The sequence below is a fragment of the Iningainema tapete BLCC-T55 genome (assembly GCF_014698965.1).
GTDB classification, from domain to species: Bacteria; Cyanobacteriota; Cyanobacteriia; order Cyanobacteriales; family Nostocaceae; genus Iningainema; species Iningainema tapete.
In genome coordinates this window covers 12,615-36,054 of sequence record NZ_JACXAE010000054.1, presented here as the reverse complement: position 1 = coordinate 36,054, position 23,440 = coordinate 12,615, and the positions used below count along the sequence as shown (strand labels likewise).

General features: G+C 43.3%; 16 protein-coding genes and 3 pseudogenes. 7 read left to right on the top strand and 12 right to left on the bottom strand.

The window, feature by feature from the left end; translation table 11 throughout:
- Positions 1 to 2: 2 nt before the first annotated feature.
- Positions 3 to 2,354 carry a ribonuclease R family protein gene (locus ICL16_RS15690; protein ID WP_190829333.1) on the bottom strand — a complete coding sequence of 784 codons (2,352 nt, stop codon included), beginning with the start codon at positions 2,352 to 2,354 and terminating at the stop codon, positions 3 to 5.
- Between the two features lie 646 nt (positions 2,355 to 3,000).
- On the opposite strand from ICL16_RS15690, the gene ICL16_RS15685 reads away from it, so the two are divergent.
- Positions 3,001 to 3,810: a hypothetical protein gene (locus ICL16_RS15685; RefSeq protein ID WP_190829331.1), complete on the top strand. Its 810-nt coding sequence runs from the start codon at positions 3,001 to 3,003 to the stop codon at positions 3,808 to 3,810.
- 37 nt (positions 3,811 to 3,847) lie between these two features.
- Here the strand turns inward: ICL16_RS15685 and clpP are convergent, their stop codons facing one another.
- Positions 3,848 to 4,453: an ATP-dependent Clp endopeptidase proteolytic subunit ClpP gene (clpP, locus tag ICL16_RS15680; RefSeq protein WP_190829329.1), complete on the bottom strand. Its 606-nt coding sequence runs from the start codon at positions 4,451 to 4,453 to the stop codon at positions 3,848 to 3,850.
- A 246-nt stretch (positions 4,454 to 4,699) separates the two neighbouring features.
- Here clpP and ICL16_RS15675 point away from each other — a divergent pair, with 246 nt between their 5' ends.
- Positions 4,700 to 4,849: a hypothetical protein gene (locus ICL16_RS15675; protein ID WP_190829327.1), complete on the top strand. Its 150-nt coding sequence runs from the start codon at positions 4,700 to 4,702 to the stop codon at positions 4,847 to 4,849.
- 148 nt (positions 4,850 to 4,997) lie between these two features.
- Here the strand turns inward: ICL16_RS15675 and ICL16_RS15670 are convergent, their stop codons facing one another.
- Positions 4,998 to 5,138, bottom strand: coding sequence for a hypothetical protein (locus ICL16_RS15670; RefSeq protein WP_190829325.1), 141 nt, complete (start codon positions 5,136 to 5,138; stop codon positions 4,998 to 5,000).
- Positions 5,139 to 5,195: 57 nt separating this feature from the next.
- Here ICL16_RS15670 and ICL16_RS15665 point away from each other — a divergent pair, with 57 nt between their 5' ends.
- Positions 5,196 to 5,363 carry a hypothetical protein gene (locus ICL16_RS15665; protein WP_190829558.1) on the top strand — a complete coding sequence of 56 codons (168 nt, stop codon included), beginning with the start codon at positions 5,196 to 5,198 and terminating at the stop codon, positions 5,361 to 5,363.
- Between the two features lie 29 nt (positions 5,364 to 5,392).
- Here ICL16_RS15665 and ICL16_RS15660 read toward each other — a convergent pair whose 3' ends face one another.
- The 5 genes from ICL16_RS15660 to miaA all read right to left on the bottom strand — a co-directional run bounded on the left by ICL16_RS15660 (position 5,393) and on the right by miaA (position 11,323).
- Positions 5,393 to 6,286, bottom strand: a complete 894-nt coding sequence (locus ICL16_RS15660; protein WP_190829323.1) for an alpha/beta fold hydrolase — start codon at positions 6,284 to 6,286, stop codon at positions 5,393 to 5,395.
- A gap of 117 nt (positions 6,287 to 6,403) precedes the next feature.
- A complete protein-coding gene (locus ICL16_RS15655; protein ID WP_190829321.1) occupies positions 6,404 to 7,693 on the bottom strand; it encodes a GAF domain-containing sensor histidine kinase in 1,290 nt (429 codons plus the stop codon).
- Between the two features lie 245 nt (positions 7,694 to 7,938).
- Complete coding sequence (gene glcD / locus ICL16_RS15650; RefSeq protein ID WP_190829320.1) at positions 7,939 to 9,414, bottom strand: glycolate oxidase subunit GlcD; 1,476 nt, start codon at positions 9,412 to 9,414, stop codon at positions 7,939 to 7,941.
- A gap of 256 nt (positions 9,415 to 9,670) precedes the next feature.
- A complete protein-coding gene (locus ICL16_RS15645; RefSeq protein WP_337907018.1) occupies positions 9,671 to 10,315 on the bottom strand; it encodes a GDSL-type esterase/lipase family protein in 645 nt (214 codons plus the stop codon).
- 99 nt (positions 10,316 to 10,414) lie between these two features.
- A complete protein-coding gene (miaA, locus tag ICL16_RS15640) occupies positions 10,415 to 11,323 on the bottom strand; it encodes a tRNA (adenosine(37)-N6)-dimethylallyltransferase MiaA (protein WP_190829316.1) in 909 nt (302 codons plus the stop codon).
- Between the two features lie 225 nt (positions 11,324 to 11,548).
- On the opposite strand from miaA, the pseudogene ICL16_RS47265 reads away from it, so the two are divergent.
- The 3 pseudogenes from ICL16_RS47265 to ICL16_RS47255 form a co-directional block, all read left to right on the top strand.
- A pseudogene (locus tag ICL16_RS47265) lies at positions 11,549 to 14,374 on the top strand (ATP-binding protein); the annotation flags it as partial.
- Positions 14,363 to 16,012 (top strand): annotated as a pseudogene (locus tag ICL16_RS47260) (LAGLIDADG family homing endonuclease); the annotation flags it as partial. The pseudogenes ICL16_RS47265 and ICL16_RS47260, both read left to right, overlap by 12 nt.
- A 6-nt stretch (positions 16,013 to 16,018) precedes the next feature.
- A pseudogene (locus ICL16_RS47255) lies at positions 16,019 to 16,444 on the top strand (DNA topoisomerase IV subunit B); the annotation flags it as partial.
- A gap of 56 nt (positions 16,445 to 16,500) precedes the next feature.
- Here the strand turns inward: ICL16_RS47255 and ICL16_RS15630 are convergent.
- Together ICL16_RS15630 and ICL16_RS15625 are read right to left on the bottom strand one after the other, a co-directional pair.
- A complete protein-coding gene (locus ICL16_RS15630; protein WP_238360793.1) occupies positions 16,501 to 16,989 on the bottom strand; it encodes a response regulator in 489 nt (162 codons plus the stop codon).
- Between the two features lie 78 nt (positions 16,990 to 17,067).
- A complete protein-coding gene (locus tag ICL16_RS15625; RefSeq protein ID WP_190829312.1) occupies positions 17,068 to 17,394 on the bottom strand; it encodes a hypothetical protein in 327 nt (108 codons plus the stop codon).
- Between the two features lie 349 nt (positions 17,395 to 17,743).
- On the opposite strand from ICL16_RS15625, the gene ICL16_RS15620 reads away from it, so the two are divergent.
- Positions 17,744 to 18,799 (top strand): response regulator, encoded by a 1,056-nt coding sequence (locus ICL16_RS15620; protein ID WP_190829310.1) that lies wholly within the window; start codon positions 17,744 to 17,746, stop codon positions 18,797 to 18,799.
- On the opposite strand, the gene ICL16_RS15615 is transcribed toward ICL16_RS15620, so the two are convergent.
- Positions 18,796 to 22,485 carry a CheR family methyltransferase gene (locus ICL16_RS15615; RefSeq protein ID WP_337907017.1) on the bottom strand — a complete coding sequence of 1,230 codons (3,690 nt, stop codon included), beginning with the start codon at positions 22,483 to 22,485 and terminating at the stop codon, positions 18,796 to 18,798. The genes ICL16_RS15620 and ICL16_RS15615 overlap by 4 nt on opposite strands.
- Positions 22,482 to 23,009 (bottom strand): chemotaxis protein CheB, encoded by a 528-nt coding sequence (locus tag ICL16_RS47250; RefSeq protein ID WP_337907016.1) that lies wholly within the window; start codon positions 23,007 to 23,009, stop codon positions 22,482 to 22,484. Before ICL16_RS47250 ends, ICL16_RS15615 begins: the two co-directional genes overlap by 4 nt.
- Positions 23,010 to 23,440: the final 431 nt, after the last annotated feature.

Below are 23,440 nucleotides of genomic sequence, written 5' to 3'. Positions count from 1 at the left end.
CGTCAATCGTCGTCGCCATATGGCTCTAAGTCATCTGGCTCCATATCGTTGTGTAAATACAAATCTGGAACTTCGCCGTTGGAGAGGTTAATACTCTTATGCGCTAAACCATCGCTACCAACCGTAACCAAATCAATTTGTTGGCGGTAGTAATCTACACTTTTCACCTGAACAGCAACGCGATCGCCTAATCGGTAAGAAGCACGATTTTTGCGTCCAAATAGAGCTTGTTGTCTAGCGCGGTACTCATACCAATCGTCTTTGAGCGAACTGACATGTACCAATCCTTCTACCCGTAACGGTACACGGCTATTAATTTCTGTACCTACGGTTGCTGGTGGTACTTCAATTTCGACAAAGAATCCGTAAGATTGGACACCAGTAATCACACCCATAAACACTTCACCGATGCGCTGTTTCATCAATGAAGCTTTTTGTAACCCTGCTAAATCAGCTTCAGCTTCTTGAACTTCTTTTTCTCGGTCGTTAAGCTGAACAATTACCCTGGTTAAATCACTTTGCAATTCGCTTTGCAATTCTGGAGGTAGAACATTCCAGTTAATTTCTCCGTGTGAAGAGGAGTGGCGCAGATTGACACGCTCTTTCACACGAGTATTACGGCGATCGCGTCCATGTTCTAGTAGAGCATAAAAGACCCTTTGCATGAGCAAATCTGGGTAACGGCGCATTGGAGATGTACAGTGAGTGTACCCACCAAGGAGTGCTAAACCAAAATGAGGTCCTTTATTTGTGGTGTACACAGATGGCTTGAGCGTGTCTTGCAACAAGTAAGTAAGAACTTGCTCAGATGCTGACTCAGCAAATACCCTGGTCAAATGTTGATAATCTAAAGGTTGGATTTCGTCTTCTGGCTCTAGTACCAGTTCAACCCCTAAATTGATTGCTAATTTTAGCATCTCCTGGACATCTTCTGGATCGGGTGCGCCTTGAACTCGCCAAATTGCCGGAACACCCAAGGCGCTTAAATGAGTAGCCATCAGTTGATTTACTAGTAGTACAAACTCACTCATCAGCGACTGTACTGGTAAATCATTTACTACCACACAGCCAAGAATTCCTTCATCGTAGTAGGGGTTTTGGTTTGGTGGTAAATTCAACTGCAAGCAACCACGACTCAAGCGCACTTGTTTTAGGGCTACCCGTAAGATTTCGAGTTGTCGTATGATTTCGACTACTTCTGGAGCATAATCTGTAGTGTTGGTGTTCAGAATTGTTTCTACGTCCTTAGCACTGACACACTCTTTAACGTTAATTACGCTAGGTATAATCTCCCATTCTATGACTTCTCCTGATTGAGCATCAATTGTAATTAGAAAAGAAATAGTTAAGCGATCAGATCCTGGTGATAATGAACTTCTTTCGATCACAGTTTCTGGTAACATGGGCAGGACTAATTCACCCAGATATACTGACTTACCCCGCTTGAGCGCTTCTCTGTCAAGCGCTTCATCTGGTTGAATATAGTGAGTTAAATCAGCGATGTGAAACCCTAACTGCCAATGTCCAGCATCTGTTCTGTCTAAACTTAAGGCGTTTTCGACCGATGTATCATTCTTGTTGCTGTTAATGGTCAAGGTATACTTTTGACGTAAATCCAACCGATTTTTTAAATCTGCTTTCAATAATCTCTTTGGCACTTTTGTTGCTGCTTCTTGTACTCCATCCGGGAAAGTACGAGATAAGTCGTGCTTACAAGTAACCAAATCAATATCAGCAGCCGCTTCTGCATCACTACCCAAGATTTGCACCACCCTACCTACTGGCGGATATTGTGCAAGGGGGTAACGCAGCACTTCAACATGCGCCAAATGGTCAACAGCCCCTTCTAAAGAAAGACCATTGGCGAGAAGTTTCAGCTCGAACAACAATCTATCATCTAGCGGTACAGCGCGAAAGCCCCCATCTACTTGTTTAATCCGTGCGAGTAAAGTGTGATTGGAGCGTTCTAGAATCAACTTCACTTCTCCTTCTGGAGAACGGCGACGGCTACCTTCTTTGAGAACCTTGACCAAAACGCGATCGCCATTCCAAGCATTACTCAGATGGCTTTCACGGATGTAAATATCCTCAGTTCCTTCCACATCTTGAATTGCAAAGCAAAAGCCTTTGCTAGAGCAGCGCAGTTTTGCTTCAATCAGTCCTTCTTCTGAAATCCGGCGATATTTACCCCGGTCTTTCGCCAAAATCCCGATTTTTTCCAGCACTTCCAAGGTTATGTGAAGTTTTTGTAAACAATCTTCATCTTCACAGCCAAGTTTTTTTTCTAACAGTTTACGAGCTACCAATTTATCATCGGTGAAATTGGTCAGGAGTGTAGCGATTGAAAATTCCATGCGGTGAACCGACCTTTGGTCAAAACATCATTTGTTGTTGCATCTGGTTCCTTAGTGATCTATCCTCACGACCCACAGACATTAATAGGAAACGAATTTCCACTCAAGAGCAGGGAAGACATAAGCAGTTGGTGAGTTTACTTGGGTCTAAGTCCCGACGAAAAGCCAATCGAACATCGCACGCCTGGTATATAATTTTTCCCATATGTTTGTTCTGCCACGGGTTTAATTAGAGGCTTTGAGAGGATTACTCTCAACATTTGCCGCGCCGAAGCTGTTTGGGGAACAGGTGTTCAATTGAGATGCGAGGGTACTTTTACGCCATGAAACTCTAGTGTTTAACTAAGCGAAACTGCTGATAAACCTAACTGACCTAGATGTAGAATTGGTTACGATTAGGTCAGCAGCACAAGCAAGGTGTGAGGACGAACCATTACTACATTATTGTAGATTTAGACCGTACTTATAGAAAATAGATCTGAATATATAATAAGGTAATCAGTATAGCATTCACTAGTCCGCTCACGTAGAATTGGTAGATAGTAGCCATTAATCTTGCGATTGGTAACCTCATGCTACCATCGAAATACGGGCGTGTGCCGCGTGTAGCGTTCTGTGAGTAAAGAATTATGTTGGTGGTAATATTATGTTGGCTCAATTTCGGAGCTCTTATCCTCAAGGCAATCTCTTGACTGAATTAGTACAAATTTATCATGGTAAATATATTGTTCGCGCCAGCGTGCAAATAGAAGGCGTCATCCGCGCTACAGGAATGGCTTGTGAGTCCAAGCTTGAAGAAGCAGAAGATCAAGCAAGAAACAGGGCGTTGATGGTTTTAGGAATCAGCACTACATCCTCAGAATCAGTACCATTGTCTACTGAACCAGTAACGCAGTTTCATCCTAGCCCAATGCCAAAGCCAACTTCTGAGCTAGAAGTGGGATTGAATCAAAGAGTTTATTCCTCCACAATCAACTCTCTTACACTCGAACCACCTACCTCATTTGCAACCGAAAGTAACTTCAATAGTCCTGAGGTGAATCCAGATCCTGTCATTAGTGAGCCAGCACCACAGTTGTCCGCTCCAGAAGACAAAAGCTTATCGCCTTTCAATTACGTGGAGAAATCTTCTAAAATAACAGACACAAGCGATCGCACGTTGAATAGTAACGTTACACCGTTTACACCACGCAGTTATAATCCTCCAGAAAATGGAGTTACCAAAGAGACAACAAAGAAAAAGAAGAAGAGCGAACCGATAGATTTATCAGATGTGATTGCGAAAACCGATGTGGAAATCGAGCGCTTAGGCTGGACAAAGGAACAAGGACGAGATCATCTCAAAAAAACCTACGGTAAAATTGGACGTACTTTGCTTACCGAAGAAGAATTACTCGACTTTCTCAGATATCTCGAAGCCCAACCAACACCGCCAGATCCGTTAGCGGGATTTTGAAATCGTAGAGACGTTCCGCCGGAACGTCTCTACATGTTTAAACAACCGCCATCGGACGGCTACCTGCAGCGTGGCGATCGATTACAGAATCAACCAAGCCATATTCCTTAGCTTCTTCAGGAGACATAAAAAAGTCTCTCTCAGTATCTTCAGCAATCTTTTCTAAAGGTTGCCCGGTATGTTCGGCTAAGTATTCGTTTAGCCGCCGCTTGTGATAAAGAATTTCTCTAGCTTGAATTTCAATATCAGTAGCTTGTCCCTGAGCACCACCCAAAGGTTGGTGAATCATGATCCGCGAGTTGGGTAAACTCATGCGCTTACCCTTAGTACCAGCGCTAAGGAGAAAAGCGCCCATACTTGCTGCTAATCCGGTACAAATGGTACAAACATCCGGGCGGATTTGCTTCATTGTGTTAAAGATGCCCATTCCTGCTGTCACTGATCCACCAGGAGAATTTACATACATATAAATGTCTTTCTCCGAGTCTTCAGAATCTAAAAATAGCAGTTGAGCGACAATTAAATTAGCTACGTTGCTATCAATCGCCTCTCCCAGAAAAATAATGCGCTCACGTAACAGCCGCGAGTAGATGTCAAAGGCGCGTTCGCCTCGACCTGATTGTTCGATAACGACAGGAATCATCGTAGGTGCTGGTGTAACTAATTTATGTACATTTTAACGATTGCAACAGGGGAAGTGCTGTTCGGATTCCCTAACCAGGTTTTGCTCAGAACCCTGGTTTGTCAAGCTACCATAACTTGGTCAGCAATTTTACTGACGATATTTCCGGATTCGCATCCCTCGGATGGGTATATCAATAGTAAGAGGTGCATGACGTAATATTCAATACCTACTATAGAAACATCCACCCTAAGATAGGAGTCTGCCATGCTAGAAAAACTGATGCAAGCCGCCATCATCACTTTTTTACTCCACCTGCTAGCAGGTATTAGCCCTCATACAACAATTGATACAGCAGCCCCCGCCGCTCAACCGTCCACAGCGATCGCCCGAGCAATCTTCGACTATCTGCAGTAAGGCACTTGCAGAAAATGAGAATATTATTATTCAATCTTAGAGCCAATCGCTTTTATATACCCAGCATCTAGAGTGCATCTACATTAATCATAATTACGCGCACAAAGTTCACCTACTTAATCGCTAACTTTTCAACTTATTTTAGTGCTTAGTAAATGATAGAAACTAGCCTTTCAAAATCTTGATACTCAAAGAATATCTGCTGTCTGGAATATTTGCCATAGATATCATTAACATTCAAACGCGATCGCGAACCTCTACTACCAGGCACGCTTGTTAAGCCAGACATAGCCTAATACTTGCTATTTTAGATATATTGTATTAACAAGATTGTTCAAGGTTCGGTATGGTTTCTCAAATCCAATCGCCAACCCAGTCAGAGATTTTCTACCCAGATAGTGATGGACAACCAGTGGCAAATAACACCAAGCAATTTCGTTGGATTGTCGTAATTCAGCAGAATTTGGATTGGTTGTTTGCAGGGAGTAATCTGTACACAGATAAACACAGATAATAACCATCTGTGTTTATCCGCGTTCTTTTTTATAAAGATGCCAACCACTCCACAATTTCGCGATTCACAACATCTGGTACTTCATCGTGGGGACAATGCCCTGCACCGGGAATGGGAACAATTTTGATCTCTTTACCATTTTCCCGTGCTTTTTGATAAATTTTAGCGCCAGTAATTGGTGTCCAAGGATCATTTGCACCCCATATTACTAATAATGGACGTTCAACTTTGGGCAATAGTTCTACTGGACTTGGACCTGGGGGTGCTGTGAGAATAGAAGCAAATACTTGCTGCGCACCAGGATCGCAAGAAGGGGCATATAGCAAATCGACTAGTTCATCGGTGACGGCTGAGCGATCGCGATAAACTTGGTATAAGGTACGGCGAATTTGAGATTTTTGTCGAACACGGTTGAATACCAATTTACCCGTGATGGGATGACCAACGAGCCTGTTAAAACCTGCCATAGCAACTCGTAGTGGTGGGTTTAGTTCGTGGGGGCGATGGCTTAATCCACCTGCACTATTAATTAAAACACCGCCTGCGACAATTTCTGGATGTTCTGTCACTACTATCAAACTTAAGAGTGCGCCGATGGAGTTACCGATAAATACGGCTCTTTCTTGAATGTGTGCTGTCCAAAAATCTTTTAGCAGTTCTACCCACACATCTACAGTGTATTTCAATGGTGGTTTATCGGAACCGCCAAATCCCAACAGATCAATGGCATATACCCGGTAGCCTGCGGCGGCTAAAACGGGAATGTTTTTCCGCCAATGTCCGATGGAAGCACCGAAACCATGAACTAGTACCAACGGACATCCAGTACCCATAACGGTATACTGAATTTTATACCCCTGCCAAGTCCAAATGTGTTTCTCAAAAGAGTATTGTGTTTGTAGCTGCTGTGTAGTTACACTCATTATGAAGATTCGTAAAGCCTTTTCTTATATAGTAGTTTTTTCTGACTTCTGAAATTACTGCTTTAGGAATGAATTTCGTCTTCTTAGATCCCCGACAACTTTTACGAAGTCGGGGATCTAGGGAGGGAACTGGGGAAATTCTAGAGTGAAGGTGGTGGAACCTGCTGCACTCTCTACAGAAATTGAGCCTCCCAAGTGCTTGACAAGTTTACGAACTAATGCTAAACCTAATCCACTGCCACCATATCTCCAAGGATCGTTGTTGGGGATGCGGTAGAAGGGTTCAAAAATGCGTGACAGTTCATTTTGGGCAATTTCAACTCCGGAATTACTGATACTCAGAAGTACTGTGTCTACCTTTTGGGAAACAGAAATTGCGATCGCTCCACCTGCTGGTGTAAATTTACAGGCGTTGTTGAGTAATTCAGTGATAATACGTTCTAAATCTGTGACATCTGTCTCTAATGGAGGAAGTTCACTCTGCATTTTCAAGTTTAACTTGAGCCTTTGACAACTAGCACGTTCTCGAAAAGACTCAACAATCGCGGGAAGCCAGGTTTGCAATTCAATTACAATGGGAGTCAGAGGTTCGGCGTCGGCTTCTAAATAGGTGAGTGTGAGTAAATCGTCAATTAATTTGCTTTCTCGATGACATTCGTTATGTAGAATCTGCAATAGCTGAGGAACTAGCTCTATTTCTGTTACTCCTATTTGTTGGAGTAGACTTTCTAGAGTTTGGGCGGCGAGGTTGATGCTAGTAATTGGTGTGCGTAATTCACGCGAAAGGCTTCTGAGGAATTCTTTTTTCAAATGCTCAAGTTTTTCTAGTTCGATCACCTGTGTTTGTGCTAATTGGTAAAGTCTAAATTGGCGAATAGCGATCGCACATTGACTTGCTACCTGCTCCACTAACATAAGTTCAAATTCATCAAAAACTTCTTTTGTTAGTCTTGTCACCCAAACATTTCCCAGTATCCCACAAGCATCGAAAATCGGATAAGCCAAATGCGTCACTACATTTAACTGAGGGTTCCATCCTGGAACAATTTCCACCGAGTGTAGAGCTTGTTTTTGCAAAAGTGGCTGATATTCTGGAAAGTCTGCTATCTGCCTTATCGATCCCAAGCGCTGAGCTGAGGTAGTTGTGTACTCATAGGTAACAGTTGCTGTTGTGCGACAAGTGCTGTAAAGTTCAATTTGACATGAAGTTGCCTTTAAAACCTGAGCTAATTCCTGAATAACCGTTTGCAAAACCTGACTTTCTTCGAGACTGTCGCGAATTAGCTCAGTTATACGTCGCACTAACGCTTCAAAATTACGATAATAGTGCTTAGCTAAATCTAGTTGAAGAATATCCGAATTACTTTGTATTAACTCTGTGGTAGATTGCGATGGATCTATATTCATGCGATCCCTACAAATCTTGCTTGTGGATGGCGAATATACACTTGCAGGTAATTGCTTATTTACTAATGTAGAGACAAAATTATACTCTTTCTAGATTTTTGCATATCCTTAGGTATAAGAAAAGCCTCCTCATTAACTTTTACAATTCTTAATAAGTAAGAAATCGTAGAGACGTCCCGGCGGGGCATCTGTACAATTCTCCCGTACTCCTGTAAAGACGCGATTAATCGCGTCTCTACGTATTTCTAAAACCTGGACACTTCCTCAAACTTCTTAGCATCACTCATAGCCTTAGCAGCTTCACCACAAGTGCGCGGTGTAGGAAAAATCTTGCCAGGATTCGCTAAACCTTTGGGATTATAGGCTTGACGCACCAATTGCATGGTTTCTAAATCAACATCTGTAAACATATCTGGCATGTAGCATTTTTTATCTGCGCCAATTCCATGTTCACCAGAAATACTTCCACCTACCCTAACACAAAGCTTGAGAATTTCTCCGCCGACTTCTTCCACTTCTTCTAATGCTCCGGGGATGGAATTATCGTAGAGAATTAGTGGGTGAAGATTACCATCGCCAGCATGAAACACGTTGGCAATGCGATAACCGTATTTCTGACTTAATGCTTCTATTTCTCCTAGTACGTAGGGTAATTGAGTACGAGGAATGACACCATCTTGTACGTAATAATCTGGACTTACATGTCCGGCTGCGGCAAAAGCGGCTTTACGTCCTTTCCATAATTTTAAGCGCTGCTCTGGATCGCTTGCAATTGTAATATTACGCGCACCATTATTTTTACAGATTTCCGCAATACGCTGTTTGTTTGCGGCAACTTCTACAGCCAAACCATCAATTTCGACTAACAAAATAGCAACAGCATCACGGGGGTAACAATTAGTGCAAGCTACATCTTCCACAGCGTTGATGCTGAGGTTATCCATGATTTCCATGCCCCCTGGAATGATCCCCGCGCTGATAATATCGGAAACACTCGCCCCAGCAGCTTCTATGTTGGTAAAATCTGCTAAAAGCACACAGATTGATTCGGCACTTTTGAGAATTCGCAGTGTGATTTCTGTGGCAATACCCAATGTACCTTCGGAACCCACAAATATACCTGTTAAATCATAACCGGGCATTTCGGGAATTTGTCCGCCCACGTCTACAATTGAACCATCGGGGAGGACTAGTTTTAATCCTAAAACGTGGTTAGTTGTAACACCATACTTCAAGCAATGTACTCCACCTGAGTTTTCTGCTACATTACCACCAATGGAGCAGATAATTTGGCTAGAAGGATCGGGAGCGTAGTAAAATCCAGCACCACTCACTGCTTGTGTTACCCAGTTGTTAATTACTCCTGGTTGAACAACTACACGCTGATTATCTAAGTCTACATTTAGTATTTGCCGCATTAAAGATGTGACAATTAAAACGCAGTTTTCTACAGCCAATGCACCACCAGATAAACCAGTACCAGCACCGCGTGCAATGAAGGGGATGGAGTTGCGATCGCATATCTTCACCACCTCCGCTACTTGTTCTGTAGTTCTGGGCAATACTACCACAGCGGGGCGTTGACGATAACTAGTTAGTCCATCACACTCATAGGTAATGAGTTCTTCTCGACGTTGCACAACACCATTTTTGCCAACTACAGCTTCAAATTGTTTGATGATGGGTTTCCAGTTACGTTGTTGTTTATCTTGGATGAGCATGGGTTTTTGTAGTTAAGGTAGATGTTTATAAGTAAGTAGGTAAAATTAAATATAAAATAAATTCTACGTTCGTAGTACCGTGAGAGCGCTCAGCGAGTAAGTTATAAGGGCTGAAGCCCTTACTACCAACGAGCATTTATTTACGCCTACCTACTTATTGTGGCAAGAATTAGAGTTAAAGTGGTAGCCATAACCTAAAACTCTTACAAATCATAGATACCCGACAACTTTTACGAAGTCGGGTATCTTGGGATGATCAATCAATCACATATTTTTCAATAGCTTGTTTCCAAACTAAATATCCTTGACCATTTAAATGCAGTCCATCTAAAGTATATTTAGCATCTAATTGATTTTGAGAATCTAATAAAAGAGAAAACACATCTATATATTCATAGTTAAATTTTTGAGCTAATTCTTTTAATTTCTGATTCATTTGCAATATATTGTTATTGTTTTGCCAGTAGCGAAATTTGTTGTTTACAGGTAAAACGCTTTGAATAAATACTTTCGTATTGGGTATTTCATTACTAAATCTAGTTAAAATATTTTCGTATCCTGCCAAAGTCTTTTCTACAGATTTGCCTTCATTAACTAAGTCATTGATACCGATCATAAAGAAGATTTTTCTGGGTTTTGACTCTACGATCGCGTTTAGGCGATACAATATTCTTTCTGTTGTATCACCGCTAATACCACGGTTTTTAATCTGAGGATTTTCTAGTAACTCTGCCCATTGACATTCTTCAGTTAAGCTATCTCCCAAAAAAATGATTGCTGACTCTGATTTAGGCAGTATTTCAAACTGGCTTTTTTTATGGAGGTATGTAGAATGGTATTCATTGACTTTATAATAATACTTCTGCAAAAATTTGTTTAATAAATAGGGCAGTCCACCCATTTTCGATATAAATAAGTTGCAAAGCAATAGTAGCAAAATATTGAATATGAGCGAAATATTGAATATGATATTAATTTTATTGTTCATGGTTATGATAGATTAATTAGCAATAAAATTCTGCACCCGCTGCCAAACTTGCTCGATTAAATCAGAACTGTTGGCATCAAACCATTCTATTTGAGGATATGCTCTAAACCAAGTACGTTGTCGCTTGGCAAATTGCCTAGTATGCAAAACAGTTAATTCTTTAGCTTTATCCAAAGAAATATCTCCAGCTAAGTATTGCTTGATTTCTTGATAACCTAAAGTATTCAGCAACGGTAAGTCAACACCATATTTCTGACAAAGGTATTCAACTTCCCCAACTAAGCCATCTGCTATCATGTTTTCTGTCCGTTGTGCAATCCGGGTAGTGAGGTGAGCAGAATCACAATCTAAACCAATTTGCAGTATGGGATAGTTGGGCGGATTTTCGCCTTGCTGAGCAGAAATTGGCATACCAGTAACATAAAATACTTCCAATGCTCTTAAAGTCCGCACCATATCGTTAGGATATATTTTCTGTGCTGCAACAGGGTCAACTTGTTGTAGCATAGCGTAAAGTTGTGTTTGACCGAGAGATTCGAGTTGCGATCGCAATTCCGGCTGCGGTGCTACTCTAGGAATCTTCATCCCTTGGGTGATAGAACGTATGTATAAACCAGTACCACCAACGAGGAGGAGGGGAGTAGGGGAGTGGGGGAGTGGGGGAGAAGAAATGAGGGCTTGAGCTTGTTCTTGGTAGTCTGCTACCGTCATTGTGTCTGTTGGTGCGCAGATATTAATTAAATAATGCGGTACTAATTTTTGTTCAGCTAAAGTTGGCTTAGCTGTACCAATATTAAATTCCCTGTATACTTGACGGGAATCGGCGCTGAGAATTATAGAACCCAGTCGCGTAGCTAAAGTCAAGGCTAACCCCGACTTACCTGTTGCTGTTGCGCCACAAATCACAATTAATTTAGTCATTGTTAATTGCTAATTGTTAATTGCTAATTGCTAATTGTTAATTGTTTTTAGCTATTAACCATTAGCCATTAGCTATTAGCCTTCTTATAAAGGGTACATCCCTATAATAAACTTCTCTTCAAATTGACCCACAGTCGCCATCAAGGCTTTTGTGCTATAATTTTGGTATGTTTTTGTATTTTTCGCCTTTGGGCGAATTCACCCCCACTACTCAGGAGAATTTTCATGACGAGCAGTTACAGTGCCGCTCAGATTCAAGTTCTGGAAGGGCTGGAACCCGTCCGCAAAAGACCGGGTATGTACATTGGTACTACTGGTCCGCGAGGACTCCACCATTTAGTTTATGAGGTGGTGGACAACTCTATTGATGAGGCTTTGGCGGGTTACTGTACCCATGTGGAGGTGGATCTCAACGCCGATGGTTCTGTTACGGTAACAGATGATGGTCGGGGTATTCCCACCGATATCCACCCACAAACTGGCAAATCAGCTTTGGAAACAGTGTTAACCGTACTACACGCCGGAGGAAAATTTGGTAGTGGTGGCTACAAAGTTTCCGGAGGATTGCACGGGGTAGGTGTTTCTGTTGTCAACGCCCTGTCTGAGAGAATAGAAGTTACAGTTTGGCGAGATAAAAAGGTTCATACCCAGCGTTATGAACGTGGTATTCCCGTTACGGAACTGGAAGCCAAGCCTTACAAAGAAAATCGTACAGGAACTTCTGTCACCTTCAAGCCAGATCCCCAAATCTTCACTACTGATACTGAGTTTGATTACACTACTTTATCAAGTCGCCTGCGGGAGTTAGCATATCTTAATGCAGGAGTCAGAATTACATTTACCGATAACCGCCTAGAACTACTCAAAAGTGGTACACCCAAGGTAGAAACCTACGAATATAAAGGCGGGATTCGGGAATACATCGCCTACATGAACAGCGACAAGCAGCCGCTACATGAAGAAATTATTTTTGTTCAGGGTGAACGCAACAACGTACAAGTAGAAGTAGCATTGCAGTGGTGTACTGATGCTTATACAGATAATGTACTGGGTTTTGCCAATAATATTCGTACCGTTGATGGCGGTACGCACTTGGAAGGTTTGAAGGCAGTACTAACTCGTACCTTAAATACGATCGCTCGCAAGCGCAACAAACTGAAAGACGCAGATCCCAACCTCAGTGGCGAACACGTTCGTGAAGGACTTACTGGCGTTATTTCTGTTAAAGTACCAGAACCAGAGTTTGAAGGACAAACCAAAACTAAACTTGGTAACACCGAAGTGCGGGGAATTGTCGATACTTTGGTGGGAGAAGTTCTCACAGAATACCTAGAATTTCGCCCCGGTATTGCCGATTCGGTTTTAGATAAAGCCATCCAAGCCTTCAAAGCCGCAGAAGCAGCCCGTCATGCACGAGAATTAGTGCGGCGTAAATCGGTACTAGAGTCTTCACCTTTACCTGGTAAGTTAGCAGATTGCAGTACAAGAGATCCCAAAGAATCAGAAATATTCCTCGTGGAAGGAGATTCTGCAGGCGGGTGCTTTGATGGAGATACACTTGTAGCATTAGCTGATGGGCGAACGCTCAGTTTCAAACAAATTGTCGCTGAGCAAGCAATAGGGAAAGAGCATTTTTGCTATACCATCCGTAATGACGGCACTCTTGGCATAGAACGCATTATCAACCCCCGGATGACAAAAGCCAACGCTGAAGTAATCAAGGTGACGTTAGATAACGGAGAAACCCTGATCTGTACACCAGATCACCGCTTCATGTTGCGAGATGGCACTTACAAGCCTGCTGCATTGTTAACACCGGATGATTCGCTCATGCCGTTGTATCGCAAGCTATCAGATACGAGTGAACCAGGTATTACCATTGATGGTTACGAAATGGTTTGGAATCCACGTTCTGATTCCTGGCTATTTACCCACCTGGTAGCAGATTGGTATAATCGATGGCAGGGGGTTTATCAGCTTGCCGACGGCGATCATTGCCATCATATTGATTTCAACAAGCGTAATAACAACCCTACAAACCTAAAGCGTTTATCTGCTGCTGAACATCTGGCGCTACACCGCGCTCATATTGAACAAACATTGCATCGGCAAGATGTGATTGAAAAGAGTCGCAAAACTCGTCAAAGCCAAGAATACCGAGCTAAGATGAGCAAAAGAATGCAGCAGGAGCAAACGCGGCAGATTCTCTCACAACAAGCTAGCGAGCAATGGGAAGATGAAGCCTACAAAGCTTATATGGTTAGCAAGTGGCGAGAATTTTACAACAGCAACGACACTTACCGTCAGCAAAATTGCCAGCAACTCAAAGTCGCGCAGCAAGAATACTGGAGCGATGCAGCAAACTGCTTAGCTCAAGCTGAACGAGTTCGCAATCATTTTGCTAATAACCCTCAAGCACGAGAGGCTCATTCATTGCTAGCAAAACAACAATGGCAAGACGAGGCGTTGTTGGAGTGGCGAAGAGAAAAGACTCAGGAACAATGGACTCCAGAGTTTCGCGCAAAGCGTAAGGCGGCGTTGCAGCAAACTTACTATCGCAAAACTATTGCTGCTCTTAAGCAAATAGAAGTTGATCTTGGCAAGCTGGATTTGGATGCTTATCAAGCATACCGTCTCCAAACAAGAGACAAGTCTTTATTACGGTTTGACACTTTCTGTGAACGCTACTTTGATGGTAATCAGGTTTTTGCTGTTGAAGCAGTCACCAATTACAACCACCGTGTTGTTTCCATCGAACGTTTGGAAGAACGGGTAGATGTTTACGACATCGAAGTTCCCCATACCCATAACTTTGCTTTGGCAAGTGGCGTATTTGTTCACAATAGTGCAAAACAAGGACGCGATCGCCGTTTCCAAGCAATTCTCCCCTTACGTGGTAAAATCCTCAACATCGAGAAAACTGACGATGCCAAAATCTACAAAAACACTGAAATCCAGTCTTTGATTACAGCACTGGGCTTGGGTGTCAAGGGTGAGGAATTCGATGCTTCCCAACTGCGTTATCACCGCATCGTCATTATGAGCGTTGCAGGTGATGAACCAACTCTAGTGATGGATAATACTGGGCGTACAGAGTTTGTCACCATAGGTGGTTTTATTGATGATTGTGTAGAAGGGCGTCGCAGCGCCGAAGAATACCAAGTCATCTGTTTTGACCAAGTAACCCATGATACCCGCTTCCGACCCCTCAAAGCCGTGATTCGCCACGGACATGAGGAGCCGATGTACAAGATCAAAACCCGTTACAACCGCTCGGTCAAGGTAACATCTTCTCACAGTGTCTTTGTCTTTGAAGATGGGCAGGTGCGACTGAAGAAGGGTAATGAAGTCAAGCCCGGTGATATATTAGTAGCTAGTCGTCGTTTACCTCGTCCATCTAACAGCCCTACACGCATTGACTTACTGGAAACTTTCTACAGTGCAGAATTAACCAAAGGACTGTATGTCAAAGGTGAAGATGTACGGCAAGTAGCAGCAAAACGGGTGTTGGCAAAGGTAGAACGCCCAGATTTGTGGAGTGAACCACGAATTCTACTTAACGAAGATGCATGGCAGCAGCTTGTACAAGCGCGTACTACAGCAGGAATCAGCCAGATGCAAGTGGCAACCGTCTGCGGTGTTAAGCAGCCAATTACCATTAGTCACTGGGAACGCGGTGTCAACAAACCGATTTTATCTCAATTCCTCAGTTACTTAGATGCGATCGCCTGGAATGATCACGTTGTATATGAGCAGTTGCCATCTAAAATTGATGAACGACTAGCCCAAGATGATACCAGCAAAAACGCTCGTTGGCGTGAGGTAAGTTGCTACAAACCCCTAGACGAATTTACATTCACTGAACTGGCACAACTGGGAGAGGATGTACAAATTGTCCCACAAGCCCATGAAGAAAAGGCATTTGGGCGTTACTTACCCATCACTTCTGAATTAATGTGGTTCTTGGGCTGGTACGTTGCTGAAGGAACTTTGAGTCAACACCAAGTTAGCCTCAACTTGGGTAAGAAAGATGAGCGGTTTATTCCAGAAATTAAAGCGGCAATTGAAGCGGTGTTTGGGGAAACTCCACGCCAGTATAACGATCCAAACAGCGATGGTATTAAACTCTACTTCCACAGTGTCGCCGCCGCTAGATTATTGCGAGTATGGGGTTTAGCTGAGCGGGCGCACCTCAAGAAGTTGCCGGATATCCTATTTAGTTTATCTGAAGAACTACAACTGGCTTTCTTGGAAGGCTATTTCCTTGGTGATGGCACTACAGTGGGTAAACACCTGTCTTTTACCACTAACTCTGTTGCTCTTAAAGATGGGCTACTATACCTGTTGGGGCAATTGGGTATAATTGCTGCTAACAGTCATCATCAGCCGTCAACACTTCCTGATGCTCCCATTCAAACAAGACATCCTTATTACAGCATCACAATTTGTGGCAAAGAGCAAATCGACCTGTGTCGTCAAATTTGGCAACGTCATGCTAATGCCCATAAGTTGGAAGCACTTCTTTTAAGTCCGACTCGCAAGGCGCAAGATTATGTGCCAATCAGCGATGATTTAATGGGATTGCAGGTGATTAGTGCCTCTGAGATCGAACCAGTTGGGGAGTACGTTTATGACTTCTCAGTGCAGGATGACGAAAACTTTGTCTGTGGTACTGGGGGTTTGTGTGCGCATAATACCGACGCTGACGTAGATGGAGCGCATATCCGTACTCTGTTGTTAACTTTCTTCTATCGGTATCAGCGAGCGTTAATTGAGCAGGGCTACATCTACATTGCTTGTCCACCACTTTACAAACTTGAGCGGGGACGGAATCATTACTATTGTTATAGTGACAGGGAACTACAACAACGTATTGCTGAATTCCCCGACAATGCTAACTACACCATCCAACGATTTAAAGGGTTGGGTGAAATGATGCCACAACAACTCTGGGATACTACTATGAACCCAGAAACCCGCACCTTCAAGCTAGTGGAAATTGAGGATGCAGCAGAAGCTGATCGCATTTTCACGATTTTGATGGGCGATAGGGTTGCACCCCGTCGCGAATTTATCGAAACCTACGGTTCTAAACTCAACCTTACGGATTTAGATATTTAGTACGGGTGGGGGTACACCGATCACGTAGAGACGTTACATGTAACGTCTCTACACGTTCAGGTTCTTCCAGTAAGTTTTGCCACAACTGCAACTAGCTCCAAAGCCTCAAATGGCTTAAGAATAAACATCTGAAACCCGGCATTGAAAACTAGACGACTGTTTTCTGGAAACACACAACCTGTAAGAGCAACAGCGGGAAGAAACCCACCAACCTCTGCTTCTTTGATTCTGATTGAGCGAATTAGCGAATAGCCATCCTTGTGTGGCATACTGATATCGCTGATCAGAATGTCTGGTTTCCACTCTTCTATCACTTCAATAGCTTCATCCACTGAAGTTGCCGTCTCCACCTCAGCCTGGTACTCTTCAAAAATGATCTTCACCAACTTCAGATTATCTGCATTGTCATCTACCACAAATACGCGCAAGCCATCAAGGGCAGGAGATGGAGAATTACTTTGTGCATTTTGGTAATGGTTGATCGGCTCTCTATCTTTTTGAGGATGCAAGTCGCAAAAACTATTTGGCATACTACGATTTAGCATTTTAAATTTAACCTCCAAGTTAGTGATTGCTATTACTAGCGACCTATTCTAATGCTTGAAAAAAGCGTTAAATGCTAATTACCAAGAGCTATAGATAGCGATGAGTAATTCAGCTAGAATATCCTTCGTAGGCTTATTGCTTGCCAATAAGTTTTTAGCTAATTCCATCGCCTCATTAATATTTAGTAACTTTGCATTAAGTGCATCGCGCAACTCTTTATTTGTATAACCCAACTCTTGCTCTATCTGTTGCAGTTCGTAATTCTTGTGACACAGATATTGTTTTAAGCTCTCTATTTGTTCTAATAAAAACTCTACTTTCTCCTCAAGTTCCAGAATTTTATCGGCGTCAATACCTCTTGGTACTTGAAGATGGCTCTCTTGGTCGCGTATTTGGTAAGTCATATTGAATCTCTAACTTCTAATTCCTTGACTATTTTTAAAACTTTTCATCTTATTTACAGTAAAAGCTCTTGGCTAACTCAGGGAATAGCTGGGCATAACTATAAATATAAAAAAAGAAAGTGAAGATTTTGTGAATGAGTTAGTAGATAATATTAAGAATATAAAAGATTGTAGTTGCGATGACCGCGCTCAAACACTCTTAAAAGCGCTGTGATCGCAACTAAGAGTTAATATTTTATTTATAAGTAATTAAACGGAGTGATATTATCTATTAAGTATGAAATCATAATTCCAACGATAGATGTTTCTTTAAACGTGATGTGCATCTAGCAATGATCAATACTTATCTATGAAAATTCTGCTAGTAGAGGATGATGAAGGGACTGCTGAAGTATTGAAGAATACACTTACGAAACAGCATTACGTAGTAGAGTTGGCAATGGATGGTCAAGCTGGACTGTCCCTTGTCGAAGTGTTTACTTATGACCTGATTTTATTAGATATCATGTTGCCAAAGCTGGATGGTTTAAACTTTTGCAGAAAGCTACGCGATCGCGGAGATAGCACCTCAGTTCTGCTTTTGACAGCTTTGGACAGTAGCACTACCAAAGTTATTGGATTAGATGCAGGAGCTGATGATTATGTTGTCAAGCCTTTTGACACCAATGAGTTATTGGCTCGCATACGTGCTCTGCTCCGGCGCGGAACTCCGGCTGTCTCCTCAGTAATAGAGGTGGGAAATATCAAGCTTGACTCCGGTAGCTGTAGGGTGACTTGCGATGGGCAACTTTTGCATTTGACTGCTAAGGAATATGCTATAATAGAAATGCTTATGCGTAATAGCCACCGGATGTATAGCCAAAAACAGCTGCTCGATTATCTCTGGTCATCGGAAGAAATCCCTTCTGAGAATACTGTTAGAGCACACATCAAGGCTTTACGGCAGAAACTTAAGAAAGCTGGGGCGGATCGAAGCATTGAGACAGTATACGGACTAGGATATCGGCTCAGATTAGGAGAAGAAGTTAAGCATGCACAAGCAACGGTTCCCCAAACTACAGTAGAACAGCCCGAACTACACATGTCGTCGGCACAGGCTGGGATTTGGGAGCGATTTAAACCCAAGTACAGCGCTCACGTTAGCGTCTTAGAAAACGCTATTACCACTCTGGGTGCGGGTAAACTAACTGAAGAACTGCGGCAAAAGGCACAGCAAGAAGCCCACCTACTCATTGGATCGTTAGCTAGCTTTGGTTTTGCTGAAGCCTCGCGTCTCGCACGCGCAATTGAACAGATTTTTGGGGCTGGAGTCAAGCAGAGTCAAGATGTTGAGCATCTCTGTAAACTTATTGTAGCATTGCGGGAAGAACTGGAACGACCTGTCGCAATCAAGCCACCAGCTTAAGACTGATTCAGTTGAACAAGTTCGGCAATCATTGATACCAATTGATTTGGTTCGACTGGTTTAGCAATATGCCTTTGAAAACCAGCAGCAAGAGCCGAACTTTGCTCTTCTTCCCTCACGTATGCCGTTAAGGCGATCGCCGGAATTCCCCCTAACTCAGCATCAAGCGCCCTCACCTGACGGATTAGCTCATAGCCGTCAACATCTGGCATCCCAATGTCTGACAACAGAACATCATATTCACTCCTATTCGCTCTGAGAATGGCGATCGCCTCTTTTGCCCCGCCTACCGCCGTCACTTGCGCTCCTACCTCTTCAAGAATTGTCTTCAGTAACTCTAGTAAACCCGCTTCGTCATCAACCACAAGTACCCGCACACCTAAGAGCGTTGGCATGGTAGCCCGTGGCACTTCCTGCCGATTCCTCAATCTCTGCGACAAATTAGTTGACACAGAAGTGTCTGTGTGCGATAATGGCAATATCAATGTCATAGTTGTGCCTTGCCCCTCACCCGGACTTTCAGCTTGAACCGTGCCATTGTGTAAATTTACCAAATGATACACAATTGAAAGTCCGATTCCGAGTCCACCATGAAATCGAGAGATACTGGTATCTGCTTGACTAAAACGCTCGAAGACATGGGGTAGAAACTCCGCACTGATGCCCTGACCTGTATCAATAACTTGAATCTGGGCAAAAGAGCCAACACGCTCAAGTTTGACTGTTACCCGTCCCCCCACTGGGGTGAACTTGATGGAGTTAGAGAGTAAATTCCACAGTACCTGCTGTAAACGCTCCGGATCGCCGGACACCCATAGGGTGTCCGGCGATCCGAGCAAGGTTTCTATTTGAATATTTTTAGCCTCAGCTGATGGACGGATAACATAAATGGCTGCCTCAATCACAGCTACGAGATCAATCAAACTGATATTAAGTTGGAGTTTGCCTGTGGTAATGCGTGAGATGTCGAGGAGATCTTCAATCAGCTTAGCTTGCGACTTGGCGCTACGCTCGATGATCTCCAGCGCCTGAGCGGTCTTTTGGGCGTCAAAAGAGCGATTACGGAGCATTTCAGCCCAGCCTAGTATGGAGTTGAGAGGATTCCGTAGTTCGTGAGAGACGATTGATAAGAACTGATCCTTAGCACGGTTGGCTGTCTCGGCAGCAGCCCTCGCCGACTGCTCCTGCATCAGTAGCTGGTTGCGTTGTGACTCAAACAGCTTACGTTCAGTGATGTCAGAGATGGCAAGGAGGATCATTTGATGATTGTCTGCTCGCTGTATTTTACAAGCATTCAGCAGCATTGTTTTGTGTCCGATTTGCTCAAATGTATGCTCAACCTCATAATTATGGATCTGGGTGTTGTGAGGAAGAACTTCTTCAAGCAGCGATCGCAACTGAGGAATGTTCCACTGACCATTGCCAAGAGCGAAGATACTACAGTGTTCTGTTTCTACATTTGAAACGTGGAAAGTCTCATAGAAACACTGATTCGCTGTAACCACTATTAAGTTCGTATCCAGCACTATTATAGGTTGCTGTATTGTCTCCACGATCGCTTGGGCGTAGTCACGGGATTCTTTGAGCAGCTCAGTGCTGCGTTTTAAGGCGTCAATATCGACCAACACGATCACCACGCCATCAATTTGATTTTCTAGAGTTTTGTAAGGGCGTATCCGTAGATCGTACCAATGACCGGAGGTGTCTTGAACCTCAAGTTCATTAATAATGAGGTTATCAATCACCTCTAAGATCATTTGCTCTAAGTTTGGGACGTTAAGATTGGGTTTAATATGATTGATTGGTCGCCCCACATCAGTCGCAATCAGGTTGAAGACTTTTTCTGCGCTCGGCGTGAAACGTCGGATGCTCAGATCGTTTGCTAATATAACAATGGGAATATTGACACTAGTGAGTAAATTGCGCAAATCGCTGTTGACCTTGTTTGATTCTTGAATCCGACTGTGCAATTCCTCGTTAGTGGTGTTCAGTTCTTCATTTGTCGATTGAATCTCTTCTTTGGCGGTTTGTAGTTCCTCATTTGTGCTTTGTAACTCTTCGTTGTTGGAGAGGATCTCCTCATTGGCGGTCATGAGTTCTTGGTTAGTTGCCTCCTGCTCCTGAATAATCGATTGCAGATACTCTTTAGTAGCAGTAAGCTCCTGTTTAGTGGCAGCAAGTTCTTGTTTTAGCTGGATTTCCTGCTTTGTGGCTGTCTGCTTCCCCCGAATAGGCTTCACGCTACGGTTGTCATCAGCTGACTGACCAATAGCTGACGCGGAAACTTCCTCAAACAAAACTAAAAAGTAGCGTTCTTCTGTTGGGGTTGCCTTGAAAGGAATCACCTCAAAATTGAGTTCCCTCAATTGCTCTTTAGTAGTGAGTTGGATGCCTTCCTTTCTTACCGGGATCTCTAAGCGTTTCGCCTGGTTGATCGCTGTGCGCAGCTCTAACCGCAAGCTTGCTTGAGCCATTTTGAGCAAATTAAAGCTTGGCGTTCCGGGTGCTGGTGCAAGGTAGGGACTGGTTTCTCCCCGAAATTGTAAGATTTCCAACTCGCTATTGATAATTACACCAGGGGGGGCATATTTATTCCAGACAATCCGGTCAGCTTCTTGCTGCAAATCAAGACCTTCCCCACCATCCGAGTTCGTGTCCGGAGCCTTCATTTTCTGTCCTAAATAATCGTTGCTAAAGAAGTCAAAGTTTAGCCGAGTGGGTGTCAACTTTCGGGAATAAATTTTCTGCTTTTTGTCTACTAAAGTAAACAGATCTGAGTACTCGCCCGTACTTTCCGAGGTTCCAAGCAGGAGAAAGCCTGTTGGTTTGAGGCTGTAATGGAACAATGGTATCACCTTCTTCTGCAAAGCGGGTCCCAAATAAATCAGTACATTCCGACAACTAATTAGATCCAGATGGGAAAAAGGTGGATCAGCGATCAGGTTTTGCTTAGCAAAGACACACATCTGGCGGACAAACTTGCTCACCTGGTATCCGCCCTCCACTTTGTCAAAGAAGCGTCGTAGACGTTCTGGTGAAATCTGAGCGACTACGCCCGGTATGTATGTAGCTAATCGGGCTTTCTCAATGGCAAAATCGCTGATGTCTGTGCCAAAAATCTGAATTGTGGGCAAGTGCTGATTGTCCAAAAACTCCAGCAAGCAGATGGCAATGGAGTAAACTTCCTCGCCTGTTGAACACCCCGCCACCCAGATGCGGATTGGCGACTCGGGCGATCTATTCTGCATAATGCTGGGAAATACCTGATTTTTTAAGGCAACAAAAGCATTAGCGTCTCGGAAAAAACTGGTGACATGGATCAAAAAATCTTGGAACAAAGCTTCCACTTCCGCAGGGTTGTTCTGAAGATACGTAACGTAATCCTCCAGTTTTTCCAACCTGTACAGAACCATCCGCCGCATAATTCGCCGCTTGAGGGTGGTGTGCTTGTAATAGGTAAAGTCAATTCCCGTGGCTGCCTGCAGCAACTTGAAGATGTTTTGCAGAGCATTCTCGCTTTTAGAGAGTCCCTCAACCGTTTCTACTGGGTGAGGCTCCTTGACATAGGGATGGCGGCTGATACTAGCTAGTTTCTCGGCGATCGCCTCTGGGGGCAAGATAAAGTCCACATCACCTGTAGCTGCCGCCGTGTTCGGCATAAAGAGTGAATTTTGCCGTTGCTTCACACTGAGCAAAGGTAATTCCGCCTGCCGCTGGGAAGTGCCTTTAGTCCTTGTGCACCGTCTCCATCCGCTCCCGACAGAACGATTCCAATCGTTTTGCTCCCTAGTTCCACCGCCGATGAACGAAAGAAAACATCAACTGGCATATACGTCCCACCGGTTTTCTCGCGGGGCGAGAGTCTCAGCCTGCCTTGGGCAAGGATCATTTTCGTGTTGGGCGGAATAACGTAGACGTGGTTGGGTTCCACAGTCATGCCATCTACCACTTCAATCACTAGCATTTGGGTAATCCTTGCCAGAATCTCGGTCAACAAGCTCTTGTTTTCGGGGTCTAAATGCTGAATTAGCACAAATCCCATACCGATATCAGTCGGTAGATGCCCAAGTAACTCCGTGAATGCCGCCAATCCACCAGCAGAAGCTCCAATCCCAACGATCGGAAATAATTCTTGATTTTTTTCCAGCTGCTCCTCGACTGTTTCTTCTTGATCGGTGGATTTGGGTTCGTTAGACTCACTGGAATTCATTCTTTGGCACCTGATATCATCTGAGTTAAAAAATACACAAAATTTTAATATCTGTTTAACTAAATTTGTCGGTAAATCGCTATACTGTTATTTCCTATTATTGCTTATAGCAGTTTTTTACTTAACAACTCCGGTCTGACGCCAAGAAACCCGGTTTCTTTAAGTAACCGGGTTTCTGAAGGAATAACCTCTTTTAATATTGGAAAGGAAGGGATGTAAAGAATATTCCTAAATGCACAAAACTTGTATATTGTCAAGCTATTCTTTACAAGAAGTAATTGAGGGGTATTTACCAACTGCACAGAAATATAAAGTAATCCGCATAGGGAGCCGCAAATCTTTGGTTGGCACTCTGTCCGTGCTTAGTAGGATCTACAATGTACGAATTGTAAGTTTATTTACGATTTTTAATTTACAACATGGCAATAACT

What these genes read in the sequence shown, in the direction of transcription:
- ICL16_RS15675 (WP_190829327.1), top strand. Translation starts at nt 4,700, where the DNA reads ATGCTAGAAAAACTGATGCAAGCCGCCATCATCACTTTTTTACTCCAC.
- ICL16_RS15690 (WP_190829333.1), bottom strand. Translation starts at nt 2,354, where the DNA reads ATGGAATTTTCAATCGCTACACTCCTGACCAATTTCACCGATGATAAA.
- miaA (WP_190829316.1), bottom strand. Translation starts at nt 11,323, where the DNA reads ATGACTAAATTAATTGTGATTTGTGGCGCAACAGCAACAGGTAAGTCG.
- ICL16_RS15620 (WP_190829310.1), top strand. Translation starts at nt 17,744, where the DNA reads ATGAAAATTCTGCTAGTAGAGGATGATGAAGGGACTGCTGAAGTATTG.
- ICL16_RS15645 (WP_337907018.1), bottom strand. Translation starts at nt 10,315, where the DNA reads ATGGGTGGACTGCCCTATTTATTAAACAAATTTTTGCAGAAGTATTAT.
- ICL16_RS15660 (WP_190829323.1), bottom strand. Translation starts at nt 6,286, where the DNA reads ATGAGTGTAACTACACAGCAGCTACAAACACAATACTCTTTTGAGAAA.
- ICL16_RS15655 (WP_190829321.1), bottom strand. Translation starts at nt 7,693, where the DNA reads ATGAATATAGATCCATCGCAATCTACCACAGAGTTAATACAAAGTAAT.
- ICL16_RS15670 (WP_190829325.1), bottom strand. Translation starts at nt 5,138, where the DNA reads ATGTCTGGCTTAACAAGCGTGCCTGGTAGTAGAGGTTCGCGATCGCGT.
- ICL16_RS15630 (WP_238360793.1), bottom strand. Translation starts at nt 16,989, where the DNA reads ATGCTAAATCGTAGTATGCCAAATAGTTTTTGCGACTTGCATCCTCAA.
- ICL16_RS15625 (WP_190829312.1), bottom strand. Translation starts at nt 17,394, where the DNA reads ATGACTTACCAAATACGCGACCAAGAGAGCCATCTTCAAGTACCAAGA.
- ICL16_RS47250 (WP_337907016.1), bottom strand. Translation starts at nt 23,009, where the DNA reads ATGAATTCCAGTGAGTCTAACGAACCCAAATCCACCGATCAAGAAGAA.
- clpP (WP_190829329.1), bottom strand. Translation starts at nt 4,453, where the DNA reads ATGATTCCTGTCGTTATCGAACAATCAGGTCGAGGCGAACGCGCCTTT.
- ICL16_RS15685 (WP_190829331.1), top strand. Translation starts at nt 3,001, where the DNA reads ATGTTGGCTCAATTTCGGAGCTCTTATCCTCAAGGCAATCTCTTGACT.
- glcD (WP_190829320.1), bottom strand. Translation starts at nt 9,414, where the DNA reads ATGCTCATCCAAGATAAACAACAACGTAACTGGAAACCCATCATCAAA.
- ICL16_RS15665 (WP_190829558.1), top strand. Translation starts at nt 5,196, where the DNA reads ATGGTTTCTCAAATCCAATCGCCAACCCAGTCAGAGATTTTCTACCCA.